General features: G+C 72.5%; 12 protein-coding genes and 1 tRNA gene. 8 read left to right on the forward strand and 5 right to left on the reverse strand.

The genetic code is table 11. The annotated features are described in order from the left end of the window. Positions 1-56: 56 nt before the first annotated feature. Positions 57-344 (reverse strand): DUF3181 family protein, encoded by a 288-nt coding sequence (locus H6G99_RS09405; RefSeq protein WP_015109641.1) that lies wholly within the window; start codon positions 342-344, stop codon positions 57-59. After that, the gene (locus tag H6G99_RS09410; RefSeq protein WP_190611229.1) at positions 341-580 is read right to left on the reverse strand and encodes a 2TM domain-containing protein; all 240 of its coding nucleotides are present in this window, start codon (positions 578-580) and stop codon (positions 341-343) included. The genes H6G99_RS09405 and H6G99_RS09410 overlap by 4 nt, the downstream gene beginning before the upstream one ends. Positions 581-695: 115 nt before the next feature. On the opposite strand from H6G99_RS09410, the gene H6G99_RS09415 reads away from it, so the two are divergent. From H6G99_RS09415 to H6G99_RS09445, 7 genes are all read left to right on the forward strand, one after another. After that, positions 696-769: transfer RNA gene (locus H6G99_RS09415), tRNA-Arg, on the forward strand. 126 nt (positions 770-895) lie between these two features. Next, positions 896-2,206: a serine hydroxymethyltransferase gene (gene glyA / locus H6G99_RS09420; RefSeq protein WP_286191088.1), complete on the forward strand. Its 1,311-nt coding sequence runs from the start codon at positions 896-898 to the stop codon at positions 2,204-2,206. A 58-nt stretch (positions 2,207-2,264) separates the two neighbouring features. Beyond that, complete coding sequence (locus tag H6G99_RS09425) at positions 2,265-3,347, forward strand: MraY family glycosyltransferase (RefSeq protein ID WP_094584412.1); 1,083 nt, start codon at positions 2,265-2,267, stop codon at positions 3,345-3,347. Then, entirely contained in the window at positions 3,344-4,618 is a 1,275-nt protein-coding gene (locus tag H6G99_RS09430; RefSeq protein WP_233133794.1) for a competence/damage-inducible protein A, read from the forward strand. Before H6G99_RS09425 ends, H6G99_RS09430 begins: the two co-directional genes overlap by 4 nt. Before the next feature lie 356 nt (positions 4,619-4,974). Next, positions 4,975-5,253, forward strand: a complete 279-nt coding sequence (locus tag H6G99_RS09435; RefSeq protein WP_051017225.1) for a DUF2811 domain-containing protein — start codon at positions 4,975-4,977, stop codon at positions 5,251-5,253. Then, complete coding sequence (gene leuC / locus H6G99_RS09440; protein WP_190611230.1) at positions 5,250-6,692, forward strand: 3-isopropylmalate dehydratase large subunit; 1,443 nt, start codon at positions 5,250-5,252, stop codon at positions 6,690-6,692. Before H6G99_RS09435 ends, leuC begins: the two co-directional genes overlap by 4 nt. Continuing rightward, the gene (locus H6G99_RS09445; RefSeq protein ID WP_190611232.1) at positions 6,689-7,321 is read left to right on the forward strand and encodes a 3-isopropylmalate dehydratase small subunit; all 633 of its coding nucleotides are present in this window, start codon (positions 6,689-6,691) and stop codon (positions 7,319-7,321) included. The genes leuC and H6G99_RS09445 overlap by 4 nt, the downstream gene beginning before the upstream one ends. 7 nt (positions 7,322-7,328) lie before the next feature. Here H6G99_RS09445 and H6G99_RS09450 read toward each other — a convergent pair whose 3' ends face one another. Both H6G99_RS09450 and H6G99_RS09455 read right to left on the reverse strand, forming a co-directional pair. After that, positions 7,329-10,514: a DUF3769 domain-containing protein gene (locus tag H6G99_RS09450; protein ID WP_190611234.1), complete on the reverse strand. Its 3,186-nt coding sequence runs from the start codon at positions 10,512-10,514 to the stop codon at positions 7,329-7,331. 113 nt (positions 10,515-10,627) lie between these two features. Beyond that, the gene (locus H6G99_RS09455) at positions 10,628-10,747 is read right to left on the reverse strand and encodes a photosystem II reaction center protein I (RefSeq protein ID WP_015109632.1); all 120 of its coding nucleotides are present in this window, start codon (positions 10,745-10,747) and stop codon (positions 10,628-10,630) included. Positions 10,748-10,909: 162 nt separating this feature from the next. Here H6G99_RS09455 and H6G99_RS09460 point away from each other — a divergent pair, with 162 nt between their 5' ends. Next, positions 10,910-13,897 (forward strand): alpha-mannosidase, encoded by a 2,988-nt coding sequence (locus H6G99_RS09460; protein ID WP_190611235.1) that lies wholly within the window; start codon positions 10,910-10,912, stop codon positions 13,895-13,897. Here H6G99_RS09460 and psbN read toward each other — a convergent pair. Next, the gene (gene psbN / locus H6G99_RS09465) at positions 13,885-14,034 is read right to left on the reverse strand and encodes a photosystem II reaction center protein PsbN (protein ID WP_015109630.1); all 150 of its coding nucleotides are present in this window, start codon (positions 14,032-14,034) and stop codon (positions 13,885-13,887) included. The two genes, H6G99_RS09460 and psbN, sit on opposite strands and share 13 nt — an antisense overlap. Positions 14,035-14,171 lie beyond the last annotated feature (137 nt).

The following is a 14,171-nucleotide window of genomic DNA, read 5'->3' on the forward strand; positions in this document are numbered from 1 at the left end:
GACCAGCCTGCGTGGGGCGTCACCCTATCCGTAGAACGGCCTTCCGGCCGCAGGCTTCAGCAAAAGGGTTGCAGCACGTCTTCCAGATCACGCAGCTGGCCGGCGGGCACCAGCCGTGCAAGGGGCAGGCGCGTCGCCCCGCCGCCGATCGGCACCTGCACCGCCTCCAGGGCCTGGCGGGCGCAGACCTCGGCGCCCTGGTCGAGCCGGGCGGCGCATTCGATCGCCAGGATCTGGGCCAGGCCCGCATCGCCCAGGTAGAGGTGCCAGCCGGCCACCTGCACGTACAGCCGGTCGGCGATCGCCCGGGTCAGTTCCTCGAGATCGGCGGCGGCAAGCGTCATGGCTGGGGTTCGGGGCGTTGCAGCACCACCACGCTGCCATGGACCAGCAGCACGGCGGCCCAGCCGATCGTCAGCCAGCCCAGGTGGGACCAGGGGTGGCGCAGGCCCTGGACGAACCAGAGGCCGCTGTTGACGGCGGCGAACAGGGCGGCATGGAGGGTGAGGTTCACGATCCGCTCGAAGTGCCGATAGGTGGGATCGTCGGGATCGGCGGGGCCGTACCAGCGGATCGGCATGGGGGGAAGACCGCCGCAGGCGGTGGTTGGGCTCTGCTGCGGACCCTATCGGGCCGGGGGCGGCGGGGGCGTTGTTGACGGATCGGCACCCCGTGGGGTGAGAATGTCGGGGCAGGCGCTTGTAGCTCAGCGGATTAGAGCATCTGACTACGGATCAGAGGGTCGGGAGTTCGAATCTCTCCAGGCGCGTTCCTTCCCACACCGCCCTTCGGGGCGGTTTTTTCATGGCTGTCACGGGGATGCAGGGGCCTGCACGCCCGAGGCCGGTCAGGCCTGCGGCGTTTGCCTACGATCGGCTTCACACTGAGTAGCCCCATGGCGGACCGAGCGGATCACGGCCCCACGCAGCCTGCAGCCTCCATCGACAGCCCCCTGGCCAGCGGCGATCCGGCCATCGCCGCCCTGATCGAGAAGGAGCTGCGGCGCCAGCAGACCCACCTCGAGCTGATCGCCAGCGAGAACTTCGCCTCCCGGGCGGTGATGGAGGCCCAGGGCTCGGTGCTCACCAACAAGTACGCCGAGGGCCTGCCCCACAAGCGCTACTACGGCGGCTGCGAGCACGTCGACATCATCGAGGACCTGGCCATCGCGCGGGCCAAGCAGCTGTTCGGCGCGGCCTGGGCCAACGTCCAGCCCCACAGCGGCGCCCAGGCCAACTTCGCCGTCTTCCTGGCGCTGCTGCAGCCCGGCGACACGATCCTGGGCATGGATCTCTCCCACGGCGGCCACCTCACCCACGGCTCGCCGGTGAACGTGTCGGGCAAGTGGTTCAAGGCCGTCCACTACGGCGTCGACCCCGAGACCCACCAGCTCAACTTCGACACCATCCGCCAGCTCGCCCTCGAGTACCGGCCCAAGCTGATCATCTGCGGCTATTCCGCCTACCCCCGCACGATCGACTTCGCGGCCTTCCGGGCCATCGCCGACGAGGTGGGGGCCTACCTGCTGGCCGACATGGCCCACATCGCCGGCCTGGTGGCCTCCGGCGTGCACCCCAGCCCGGTGCCCCACTGCCACGTGGTCACCACCACCACCCACAAGACCCTGCGGGGCCCCCGCGGTGGCCTGATCCTCTGCAACGACGAGACCTTCGGCCGCCAGTTCGACAAGGCCGTCTTCCCGGGGTCCCAGGGTGGGCCGCTGGAGCACGTGATCGCCGCCAAGGCCGTGGCCTTCGGCGAAGCGCTGCAGCCCAGCTTCCGCACGTACAGCCAGCAGGTGGTGCGCAATGCCCAGGCCCTGGCCGAGCGGATCCAGGAGCGGGGCATCGCCGTCGTCTCCGGCGGCACCGACAACCACCTGGTGCTGCTCGACCTGCGCTCCATCGGCCTGACCGGCAAGGTGGCCGACCGCCTGGTGAGCGACGTCAACATCACCGCCAACAAGAACACGGTGCCCTTCGATCCGGAGTCGCCGTTCGTCACCAGCGGCCTGCGCCTGGGCAGCGCCGCCCTCACCACCCGTGGCTTCGATGTCGAGGCGTTCCGTGAGGTGGCCGATGTGATCGCCGACCGCCTGCTGCACCCGGACGATGCCGCCGTCGAGCTCCGCTGCCGTGAGCGGGTGGCCTCCCTCTGCGGCCGCTTCCCCCTCTATGGACGCCAACGTGAGCTCCAGCACGCCTGACGGCCCCGTTCACCCGTAACGTGTCGCCTACAGGACCGCACTCTTCCGGCCCGCCGTTGTGACCCTCGCCTACAGCCCCAACGCGGCGGCCCTGCTCACGGCCACTGCGGCGGCCCTGCTCACGGCGCTGATCGTGCCTGTGGTGCGGAGGCTCGGTCTGCGCTGGGGGCTGGTGGACCCGCCCGATGACCGCAAGCAGCACACCGGCCCCATGGTGCGGCTCGGGGGGGTGGGCATCGTTGTGGGATTCAGCCTCTCGCTGGCCTGCACCTGGACCTTCGGCGGCTTCGCCGACCTGCCGCCGGACAAGGACCAGCTGATCTGGACCACCCTGGCGGGGGCCCTCTGCTTCTTCGTGATCGGCCTGGCGGACGACCTGTTCGCCCTGCCGCCCCTGCCCCGCCTCTGCGGCCAGGTGCTCGTGGCCGCGGCGGTTTGGAACCAGGGGGTGCGCATCGGCAGCATCGACCTGCCCTTCGGCCTGGGGCATTCCGTCGCCGGGCTGCCGCTGCCGGAGGGGCTGAGCCTGCTGGCCACGGTGGTCTGGCTGGTGGGGATCACCAACGCGATCAACTGGCTCGATGGCCTCGACGGGCTGGCGGCGGGGGTGAGCGGCATCGCCGCCGTGGGGCTGCTCTCGGTGAGCTTCAGCCTCAGCCAGCCCGCCGCCGGCCTGCTGGCGGCGGCCCTGGCCGGCAGCTGCCTGGGCTTCCTGCGCCACAACTTCAACCCGGCCCGCATCTTCATGGGCGACGGGGGTTCCTATTTCCTCGGCTTCGCCCTGGCGGCGATCAGCATCGTCGGCCCGGCCAAGCGCCTCACCAGCGTCAGCCTGCTGCTGCCGCTGATGATCCTGTCCCTGCCCCTGGCCGACATGTCGGCGGTGATCATGGGCCGCCTCCGGGCCGGACGCTCGCCCTTCTACCCGGATCGCCGCCACCTGCACCACCGCCTGCTGCGGGCGGGCTTCAGCCACCGCCGCACCGTGGTGCTGATCTACGCCTTCACCCAGTGGCTGGCCTCCATCGCCCTGGTGCTGGCCAATGCCGAGATGCGCTTCCTCTGGCTGGCGCTGGCCACGGCGGTGCTGATCGCCGTGCTGGTGGTCTGCCGCCGCCAGATGCAGGAGGAGGCCAAGTGAGCGGCCCCCCCGGCGCCGCCGGGGTGGAGGTGCTCTGCATCGGCACCGAGCTGCTGCTGGGCAACATCGTCAACGGCAATGCCCGCTGGCTGGCGGAACAGCTGGCCGCCCTCGGGGTGGTGCATCACCGCCAGCAGGTGGTGGGCGACAACCGGGAGCGGCTGATCGAGGCGGTGCGGCAGGCGGCGGGCCGCTGCCGGGTGCTGGTCACCACCGGCGGCCTGGGGCCCACCCCCGACGACCTCACCACCGAGGCGATCGCGGCCGCCTTCGGCGCCGACCTGGTGGAGCACGGCGAGATCTGGGCGGCGATCCAGGCCCGGATCACGGCCCGGGGCCGGACCGTCGCCCCCTCCAACCGCAAGCAGGCCCTGCTGCCGCGGGGGGCCGCCGTGCTGCCCAACCCCACCGGCACGGCCCCCGGGATGATCTGGACCCCGGTGCCGGGGTTCACCGTGCTCACCTTCCCGGGGGTCCCCAGCGAGCTGCGGGCCATGTGGGAGGCCACCGCGGCCCCCTGGCTGCGGGAGGCGGGCCTGGCGGGCGGGGTGTTCGCCAGCCGCATGCTGCGCTTCTGGGGGGTGCCCGAGTCCGATCTGGCCGAGCGGGTGCACGACCTGCTGGCCCTGGAGAACCCCACCGTGGCGCCCTACGCCGGCGCCGGTGAGGTGAAGCTGCGGGTCACGGCCCGGGCCGGCGACGCGGCCGCCGCCGCCGCCCTGCTGGCCCCGGTGGAGGCGGAACTGCGTCGCCGCACCGGCACCAGTTGCTTCGGCGCCGACGGCGACAGCCTGGCCTCGGTGGTGCTGGCGGCCCTGCGGCGCCGCGGCGAGACCCTGGCGGTGGCGGAGTCGTGCACCGGCGGCGGCCTCGGGGCCGCCCTGGTGGCGGTGCCGGGGGCGTCGGAGGTGTTTCTCGGTGGCGTGATCGCCTATGCCAACGCCGTCAAGCAGGCGGTGCTGGGGGTGCCGGCGGCGGTGCTGGAGCGCCATGGGGCGGTGAGCGACCCGGTGGCCGAGGCGATGGCGGAGGGGGTGCGGCGTCTCACGGGGGCCACCTGGGCCCTGGCGGTCACGGGCATCGCCGGCCCCGGTGGCGGCACGGCCGAGAAGCCGGTGGGGCTGGTGCACATCGCCGTGGCCGGGCCCGATGGCTGCCGCAGCGAGGCGGTGCGCTTCGGCAGCGGCCGCGAGCGCGGCTGGATCCAGACGCTGACGGTGGGGGAAAGCCTGAACCGTCTGCGGTTACAGCTGAACATTGGGACGATCTGAGCCGGCCTGATCGGAACATCTGCTGCCGCGGCCGCCATCGATCACGAATCCTGAGGCATGGACTTTTCCCCCCGACCTGGCCCTTTTCCCCCGAAAGCAGGGGCGTTTTCCACAGGTGGCGGCGGTCGGCCCGAGCTGCCGGAGGGGTCCTGGCTCGGCGCTGCGGGAAAGGCCTCTCCCCCTTGACCATGCCCCCCGGCGGGTACCGCAGCAGCGGCCACCCCCGGGCGGCGGCCGGGAAGCCGCCCTGCGCCGGGATTCTCAGCGGCGGTCCCTTGGGACCGGCCCGGTGGGGGTCGCTTTGACGCGGGGGGCGGCCCCATGGCCTGATGGGGGGGACCGACGACCAGCGCCGTATGAGCCAGATTCCCGACCACGCTCCCCGCACCGTGAGCATCGAGAACCAGATGCCGGAGGACCTGTTCGAGGCGATGCGGGAGTTCATCCGGGTGCACCCCCAGTGGGACCAGTACCGCCTGATGCAGGCCGCGCTGGCCGGTTTCCTGGTCCAGCACGGCAGCCACGACCGCGCCGTGGCCCGCCATTACCTCAACGGCCTGTTCCGCCGCGAGCCCGCACCGGTGGAACACCCTCCTTCTAGGGTGGTTTCTGACCGTCTCGATCCTTCCTCTTGAGCGCCGGCACCCTCTACGACAAGGTCTGGGAGCTGCACCGCGTCGCCGATCTCCCGGGCGGAGCCACCCAGCTGTTCATCGGGCTGCACCTGATCCACGAGGTCACCAGCCCCCAGGCCTTCGCCGCCCTCGACGATCTGGGCCTGTCGGTGCGCCACCCCGAACGCACGGTCGCCACGGTCGACCACATCGTTCCCACCACCTCCCAGGCCCGGCCCTTCGCCGACCCCCTGGCCGAGGAGATGCTCGCCACCCTGGAGGCCAACTGCGCCCGGCACGGCATCACCCTCCATGGCCTCGGCAGCGGCCGCCAGGGGATCGTGCACGTGATCGCCCCGGAGCTGGGGCTCACCCAGCCCGGCATGACCGTGGCCTGCGGCGATTCCCACACCTCCACCCACGGCGCCTTCGGTGCCATCGCCTTCGGCATCGGCACCAGCCAGGTGCGCGATGTGCTCGCCAGCCAGAGCCTGGCGATGGGCAAGCTGAAGGTGCGCCGGATCCGGGTGGAGGGAACCCTGCAACCCGGCGTCTATGCCAAGGATCTGGTGCTGCACGTGATCCGCACCCTGGGGGTGAAGGGCGGCGTGGGCTACGCCTACGAGTTCGCCGGGCCGGCGATCGAGGCCCTCTCGATGGAGGAGCGGATGACGCTCTGCAACATGGCCATCGAGGGCGGGGCGCGCTGCGGCTACGTCAACCCCGACGCCATCACCTTCGCCTATCTGAAGGGCCGGCCCCATGCCCCCGCCGGCGAGGCCTGGGAGCGGGCCGTCGCCTGGTGGAGCGCCCTCGCCTCCGGTCCCGACGCCGTCTTCGACGACGAGGTGGTGTTCGATGCGGCCACGATCGCGCCCACCGTCACCTGGGGGATCACCCCGGGGCAGGCCATCGGCGTCGATGAGGCCGTGCCCACCCTCGAGCAGACCGACAGCGACGAGCGGCCGATCGCCGAGGAGGCCTACCGCTACATGGACCTGCGCCCCGGGGTGCCGATCGAGGGGTTGCCGGTGGATGTCTGCTTCATCGGCAGCTGCACCAATGGCCGCCTCAGCGACCTGCGGGCCGCCGCCGCCGTCGCCCGGGGCCGGCAGGTGGCGGCGGGCATCAAGGCCTTCGTGGTGCCGGGCAGTGAGCAGGTGGCGGCCGCCGCCGAGGCTGAGGGCCTCGATGCGGTGTTCCGCCAGGCCGGCTTCGAATGGCGCGAGCCGGGCTGCTCGATGTGCCTGGCCATGAACCCCGACCGGCTCGAGGGGCGCCAGATCAGCGCCAGTTCCAGCAACCGCAACTTCAAGGGGCGCCAGGGTTCCGCCTCCGGCCGCACCCTGCTGATGAGCCCGGCCATGGTGGCCGCGGCGGCGGTGAGCGGCCACGTGGCCGACGTGCGCCGCCTGATCGCCACCCCGTCCTCCCCCGAGTCCGCCCCCACCCCCGCATGAGCGCCACCCCCTTCCCGGCCGGACCGATCCAGCACTGCCAGGGCCGCGCCGTCGTCGTGCCCGGCGACGACATCGACACCGACCGGATCATCCCGGCCCGCTATCTCAAGTGCGTCACCTTTGACGGGCTGGCGGAGGGTGTCTTCGCCGATGACCGCCGCGAGCGGGCCGGCGACCACCCCTTCGACCGGGCCGGCAACCAGGGCGCCGCGATCCTGGTGGTCAACCGCAACTTCGGCTGCGGCTCCAGCCGGGAGCACGCCCCCCAGGCGCTGATGCGCTGGGGCATCCGGGCGGTGATCGGCGAGAGCTTCGCCGAGATCTTCTTCGGCAACTGCCTGGCCCTGGGGATCCCCTGCCTCAGCGCCGACCACGACACGGTGCTGGCCATCCAGGCCGCCGTCGCCGCCAATCCCGGCGCCCTGCTGCAGCTCGATCTCGAGCCGCCCCAGGTGACGCTGCAGGCTGACGGCGAGGCTCTGGCGTGGCCCCTGGAGCTGGCGGCCGGCCCGCGCCGCATGCTGGTGAGCGGCGAGTGGAACGGCACGGCCCAGCTCGTGGCCCACGACGCCGAGCTGCGGGCCACCGCCGGCCGGCTCCCGTATCTGGCCGGCTTCGCCACCGCCTAGAAGGGACCTAGAAGGGGCGCTGCAGGACCCCCTGGGTGGGGTGGTAGGGGATGAAGGGCGTTCCCGGCCCTTGGAAGTTGAAGTCGTTCAGCCGCACGCGGATGCCGCCCAGCCCGTCATAGGGGCTGTAGTAGACGCCGATCTCGTAGGAGCGCCGCTGCCAGCGCAGCTCCAGGTAGGAGCCGGTGACATCGCCATAGAACCCGGAACTGGGATCGACGTTGAAGCCGATGCCGCCGCTGAAGACGAGCGGCCCAATGATCTGCTGGGAGAGGCCGATGCCGACCGTGCCCAGGTCGACGGCCCGGTCGAAGTTCAGCGGGCTCTGGCCCTGCCGCAGGGTGATGCCGCCGGTGACGGTCAGCTGGGTGTAGTCGAGGAAGGGCTTCTCGAAGCGTCCCAGGGTGAGGGTGGGCCCTCCGGAGAGGCCGATCGTGTTCTGGTTGGTGCCGTCACTGAAGTAGGCGGCCACCCCGAGCAGGTTGGCGTTGAAGCGCAGCCCCGGCACGATCGGCACCGGTGAATTGGCCAGGGAGACCACCGGCGGACTGGTGGTGGGCTTGCCGGTCCAGATCGGGTAGGAGAAGTTGAAGGAGCCGATGGCGTTGGCGCGCCACACATCAAGCAGGCCGGTGCCGGTGGTCGGGTTGGCCTGGAAGTTGCCCACCCCCATGCGCCAGTAGTAGCTGCGGGACAGCTGGCCCCAGCTGGGCAGGCTTCCCTGCTGTTCCAGCGAGACGCCGTAGGCGGAATAGACGTCCTGCTCGCCGAGGGAGCCGTTCCAGGTGCGGAAGCGGTAGGCCCCGAACAGCCGCATGGTGCTGAAGCCCAGCACGGGCACCTTCACCAGCCGGGAGAGGTCGCCGAAGCTGCGGGTGCCGTTGGCGAAGTTGTCGGGATTGAGGGTGGAGATGGAAAGGCGGGCATCGGCGTTGAACCCCAGCACCGGCCCGGTGAGACGGGCATCGAAGCCGAAGTAGTCGCCGGTCTTGGCCGGCTGCTCGAAGATGTTGGTGGAGCCGGCCGGCGATCCGGGCAGGGGGTAGGCGTCGGTGTTGCCGGTGTAGAGGCGCTGGACCATCACCTGCGGCTGCAGGTTGAGGAGCCCCTTCTCGCCGATCTTGATCGGGATGTTGTAGCCGAGGAAGAAGCCGTCCCGGTCCTCCCGGTCGTTGCCGATCACCAGGGGATTGCTCACCTCGTCCTGCTTCTGGATGCGGCGCTGGCGCGCCACCCGGATCGGCAGACGATCCTCCAGCCGCAGCGTGTTGCGGCGCGCCTTCACCAGGGTGTCGCCGTTGGGCAGCAGGGTGATGACGACCTTCTCCGAATCCATCCACGACTGGGCCGGCGTGAACGGGTCGTTGGTGAAGCCCACCCGATCGCCCGAGAGGGTGTTGGGGGTGATCTTGAGGCGCCGGGCCTGGATGCGCCAGCGGCTCACGGTGCCCTTGATCAGCTCCTGGTTGCCTTCGGTGGTCTGGTCCTTGAGCTGTTCGGGGCGGGTGGTGCCGAAGTCGTTGGCCACTTCCGGCGTGGTGAACTCGCGCGGGAAGCCGAAGCGCCGCTCGGCCTTGAGGCTGCGCTCGAAGGTGACGTTTTCGACCCGCTGGGGGATCCGGCCGATGGCCTCGCGGCGCAGCCGTTCCTGATGCCGCGCGTTGCGCCAAACCCCACCTTTGTCCTCAACCGGCTGGACCGGGGGCTTCGGGGCCGGCTGGCCGCTGGTGCCGGTCCAGCCCGGCCCCATCGTCACCTGCTCGAGCTGCTGGGCCAGGCCATCGGGCTGCTCGCTGGCCAGGGGCGGGGCGTCCGGGCAGCCCTGGGCGGGGGGCACCGGCAGCGGCTGGCTGGTGGGCCTGTCGGTGCCGAAGCGGTAGCGCAGACCCACCAGATAGGCGTTGCTGCCCTCGCTGACGCCGCTGAAGGTGCCGTAGGCGCCGGAGCGGTGGTGGATGCGGCCGACGGCCGACCAGCGGGGGGTGACCAGCGCCTCCACCTCGAAGGCCAGGTAGTTGAGCAGGCGCGCCGAGTTCTGACGGAAGGTCTGCTCGTAGTTGCTCTTGGCGGTGAGGACGCTCAGGCCCTCCACGAAGAAGACGTTGAGCCAGGGCCGCAGCCACAGGCGCAGACCGATGCCACCGGTGACCTCACCGAAGTTCTGGGCGGGGGTGTCGGAGAAGGGGACGGCCTGGTTGAAGCCGCCGCCCGGCTGGGCGCTGGCCCGGTGGCCGAGCAGGTTGGCATCGAACTCCAGCGACAGCGGCCCGGCCTGGAAGAGGCGGCGCTGCAGGCCGATGCCGCCCAGGTATTCGGGCCGGAAGCGGCCGCTGAAGGTGAAGGTGTCGCCGAATTCACCGGCATACATCTGGCCGGCCCAAGTGGTGACGGCCCAGGGGTAGGGCTGCCACTGGGGCACGGCCGGATAGGTGGGCGTGCAGCTGATCGGCTCCGGTGGCGGGAGGGGCTGGGAGGCCTCCTGCTCGAGGTCGAAGTCCTCCTTGGTGGAGTCGAGATCGATGACGCCGTAGACGTCGTCGATCTCCCCCACCCCCTCCAGCAGGGCATAGCGGAGGCGGCTGCCCTGGAGATACTGCTGGCCGCGCTGGAAGCGCACGTTGCCCACCGCGAAGATGGTGCGGGTGCTGGCCTCAAACTCCAGCCGGTCGGCCAGCAGGCGGCCACCGGCGAGGCGGGCCATGACACTGCCGCTGGCCACGAAGCGCTGCAGCTGGCCGTCGTAGCCCTGCTGGTTGGCGGTCAGCTCCAGCTCCAGGGGCATGGCGTCGCCCGCCGGGGCGGCGTCGAGACCGGCCACCGGCGCCGTCGTGGCGGCGGGGTCGGCCGGGAGCGGTTCCGGAACGGGCTGGGGGGTGACCGCCAGGGGGCGGCGACGAGGAGCCGGGGGCTGAACGGCGGGCGATGGCTCCGCTGAGGGCTCCGCTCCGGCCTGGGCCCCTGCGGGCGTCGCGGGCTGGGGCTCGTCGTCGAAGGGATCGGGGGTGGAGGGGGCTGCCGGCGCCGGCGCCGCGGGCTGCGCCTGGGCGACCTGAAGCCTGGAGGGTGTCTCCGGCCGTGCCTGGACAGGTGCGGCCGTCAACGCCACAACACCGGAGATGCCCAGCCACAGGCCCAGCCCAGGGGTCAGGCCTTCAGGGGCCTGGCGGCGTCCCGAGCGGGGGTGGAGCACCACAGGCAGCGGATGGGCAGCGAGAACGCGGCCGATCCTGCCATGGGAGTTCGGGGTCGACCCCCGCGGCGGTCCGGTTTCCGGACGGGTGGCGGGCGGGGCCGCCGCCGAAGGGGTCAGTCCTCCAGGTCCTTGCGGCTGGGGGAGCGGGTGGGATCGCTGGCCAGGAAGCCGAAGACGAAGATCCCGATGAAGAAGAAGACGACGGAGTAAACCGAGATCTTGAGAGCGAGCATGGTCTGTCCGGCGGGTGACAGGGAGTGACAGGCGCCGGTACGGGTCTCGATGACCCCTCGGCAGCCGCATCATCTTATGGGTGGTGGTTGGCCATCCAGGCTGTCCGATGCCGTTTGGCGGGGGCAACCGGCTCCGATTGAAACGTTTCGGTCACGTTCCCCATGCCCCGGCCCCTGGATCTCCAACCCCTCTGGCAGGCCATCCAGCCCGGGGGCGGAAGCGGTCCGGCGCTGGGGGGCGAGTGGGGGCTCCGCCACCGGCCCGACTGGGCGGCCCGGGGCCTGATCATCTGGCCGCGGGGCGGCCAGTGGTGCCGTCTGCGCCTGCACTGCCCCTGCCCGGAGGCCTGGGCCCCCCTGGCCGAGGGCGCCCGGGCGCGGCTGGCGCTGCGCTGGTGGGCCGACAGCGCCGAGCTGTGGGTGGATGGCGAGCGCATCCACAGCGGCGATCTGTTCGACACCGCCTGCCGCTGGCCCCTGCCCGAGCGCTGGTGGCGGGGCGAGGCCCTGGACCTGGAACTGCGGCTGCGCAGCCCCCTGCACGACGACGGCGCCCTGATCAGCAGCCGCATCGAGCTGGAGCCCCTGGATCCGGCCGACCCCCTGGGCCTGCTGGCGGCCACCGCCGACGAACTGCGGCAGCTGCGCCGCGAGCACCGGCACGACGGGGCGCCGGGGGAGGGGGTGCTGCAAGTGCTGGGCCATGCCCACCTCGATCTGGCCTGGCTGTGGCCGGTGGCCGACACCTGGCAGGCGGCGGAGCGCACCTTCGCCTCCGCCCTCGATCTGATGGAGCGCTTCGAGACGCTCCACTTCGGCCACTCCACCCCGGCGCTCTATGCCTGGCTGGAGCGCCACCGGCCGGCCCTGTTCGAGCGGGTGCGCCGGGCCATGGGGGAGGGCCGCTTCGAGCCCCTCAACGGGCCGTGGGTGGAGAGCGACTGCGTGCTGCTTTCCACCACCTCGCTGCTGCGCCAGTTCCAGGAGGGCCAGGCCTACAGCCTGCGCACCTTCCCGGAGTGGAGCCACCGGCTCGCCTGGCTGCCGGACAGCTTCGGCTTCGCCGCCGGGCTGCCGGCGCTGGCGGCCGCCACCGGGGTGCGCTGGTTCTGCACCCACAAGCTGGCCTGGAACGCCACCAACCCCTTCCCCCACCGGCTGTTCCGCTGGCGCAGCCGCTGCGGGGCCGAGGTGCTGGCCCTGATGACGGCGCCGATCGGCACCGACGGTGACCCGGTGGCGATGGAGCGCTACCGGTTGCAGTGGCAGCAGGCCAGCGGCTGCGCCGATGCCCTGTGGCTGCCCGGGGTCGGCGACCACGGCGGCGGGCCGACCGCCGAGATGCTGGAGCAGCTGGCGCTCTGGCAGGACCAGCCCGTGGCCGCCGGCCAGCGCCACGGCACCCTGCGCGCCTACCTGGAGCCGCTGGAGTCGCTGGCGGGGCAGCTGCCGGTGTGGCGCGACGAGCTCTACCTGGAGCTGCACCGAGGCTGCCCCACCAGCCGGCCCGACCAGAAGCGCCACAACCGCACCCTGGAGCGGCTGCTGCGGGAGGCGGATCTGGCCGCGGCGCTCTTCGGCAGGCCGGCGCCGGCCGCCACCGACGACTGGCGCACCCTGCTGTTCCAGCAGTTCCACGACATCCTCCCGGGCACGGCGATCCCGGAGGTGTTCGAGCAGGCCGAGCCCCAGTGGCGGGGCGCCCGCCGCCGGGCCGCCCGCCGCCGCGACCGGACCCTGCGGCTGGGGCTGGCGGCCGCGGGGCCCTGCGCTGCAACGGCCGGGGCTCCCGGGAGCGCCGCTGAATCCTGGTGCGTCGTGCAGCTGCAGCCGCTGCCGGCCCAGCCCCGCACCCTGCGGCTGCCGGCAGGCGACTGGTGGCTGGCGACGGCGGACGGTGAGCGGCGGCTGGCGGGGCAGCCGGCCCCCGGGGGCGGCCAGTGGCTGCAGATCCCCGACCTGGAAGGGGTCGGGGTGCGGCGCCTGCGGCGGCAACCGGCATCCGCCGGCAGCGGCGGCGAGGCAGCGGCCAGCCCCGTGGCGGGGGCGGTGCGCCTGGAGCGGGTCGCCGGCGGCGGGCCGGACCACTGGCGGCTGGGCAACGGCCTGGTGTCGGCGCTGATCGGCCCGGCGGGGGTGGAGCAGCTCTTTGATGGGGCCGGCCGGCCCCAGCTGGCGGGGCCGCTGGCCTGGTGCCGCTGGCGCGACCGGGGCGAGTTCTGGGATGCCTGGGACCTGGCCGCCGACTACCGCGAGCACCCGCTGGCCTGGACCTGGGAGGGGGTGCCGCAGTGGCTGGAGACAGGGCCGCTCTGCGCCCGGTTCGTCTGGCGCGGCCGCTGCGGCGAGAGCCCGGTGCGCCTCGACGGCCGCCTGCTGGCGGGCAGTCCCTGGCTGGAGCTGGTGCTGGGCACCCAGTGGCGGCAGCGCCATGAGCTGCTGCGGCTGGAGATTCCCCTGGCCGATCCGGCCTGCCGCTGGGCGGCCGACACCGCCGGCGGGGTGATCGAGCGGCCGTCCACGGCCCGCACCGCCCGGGAGCGGGCCCGCTGGGAGGTCAGCGCCATCAGCTGGATGGCCGCGGTGGGCCCGGGCCGCGGCGATGGGCTGGCGGTGCTGCTGGATGGCCCCCAGGGGGTGTCGGCGACGGCGGAGAGCCTGGGGGTGTCGCTGCTGCGCGCCCCCACCTGGCCCGATCCCGGCGCCGACAACGGCTGGCAGCGGCAGCGACTGGCCCTGCTGCCCTGCCCCGGCGGCTGGCGGGCGGCCGCCGCGCCCCAGCAGGCCACCCGGCTGCGGGAGCCGCTCTGGTGCCGGCCGATGGCACCGGGCGCCGGCGCGGGCGCCGAAGCTGGAAATCAGGCCGAAACGCTGTTCCCGTCCCTCGGCGAGGACCTGCAATTGGTGGCCCTGCGGCCCCTGCCGGCAGAGGACGGCGTGGAAGCCGACGGCTCCGTGCTGCTCAGCGTCCAGAACCTGGGGCCCTGCCGAAGGCGCTTCTCAGCCGGCCCGGACTGGAACGTGCTGGGGAGCTGCGATGCCCTGGGACAGCCCCAGGGAACCGAGCCGCTGGCACTGGGGCCGTGGCAGCTGGGGCACTGGCGGCTGCGGCGCGTGCCGGCGGGGAGCGCGGCGGCTCAGTCGTCGTGATCGTCGAAGGGATCGGTGAGGCCCTTGGAGGGCGGACCGAAGGCGGTGTAGACCCCGAAACCGGTGAGGGCCAGCAGCACGGCGAGCACCGCGAGGGCGACGGAGAGGGCGGGGGAGGTGCTGGCGGCGGGATCCATGGAGGGCATTCAGGCGGGGCAGGGGGCGCGGGGTGGCGAGGCTTCGGGCCTCGCGCTTCCGTCACAACTCTCGACAGCCCATCTCGGTGCGGCCGGCAAGACCCTTACAGTAAGCACCGCGATCCCGTGCCCGAGAG

Origin of the sequence: Synechococcus sp. FACHB-909 (assembly GCF_014698945.1) — a bacterium.
Taxonomy (GTDB): domain Bacteria; phylum Cyanobacteriota; class Cyanobacteriia; order PCC-6307; family Cyanobiaceae; genus Cyanobium.

What these genes read in the sequence shown, in the direction of transcription:
- H6G99_RS09405 (WP_015109641.1), bottom strand. Translation starts at nt 344, where the DNA reads ATGACGCTTGCCGCCGCCGATCTCGAGGAACTGACCCGGGCGATCGCC.
- H6G99_RS09410 (WP_190611229.1), bottom strand. Translation starts at nt 580, where the DNA reads ATGCCGATCCGCTGGTACGGCCCCGCCGATCCCGACGATCCCACCTAT.
- glyA (WP_286191088.1), top strand. Translation starts at nt 896, where the DNA reads ATGGCGGACCGAGCGGATCACGGCCCCACGCAGCCTGCAGCCTCCATC.
- H6G99_RS09435 (WP_051017225.1), top strand. Translation starts at nt 4,975, where the DNA reads ATGAGCCAGATTCCCGACCACGCTCCCCGCACCGTGAGCATCGAGAAC.
- H6G99_RS09445 (WP_190611232.1), top strand. Translation starts at nt 6,689, where the DNA reads ATGAGCGCCACCCCCTTCCCGGCCGGACCGATCCAGCACTGCCAGGGC.
- H6G99_RS09455 (WP_015109632.1), bottom strand. Translation starts at nt 10,747, where the DNA reads ATGCTCGCTCTCAAGATCTCGGTTTACTCCGTCGTCTTCTTCTTCATC.
- H6G99_RS09460 (WP_190611235.1), top strand. Translation starts at nt 10,910, where the DNA reads ATGCCCCGGCCCCTGGATCTCCAACCCCTCTGGCAGGCCATCCAGCCC.
- psbN (WP_015109630.1), bottom strand. Translation starts at nt 14,034, where the DNA reads ATGGATCCCGCCGCCAGCACCTCCCCCGCCCTCTCCGTCGCCCTCGCG.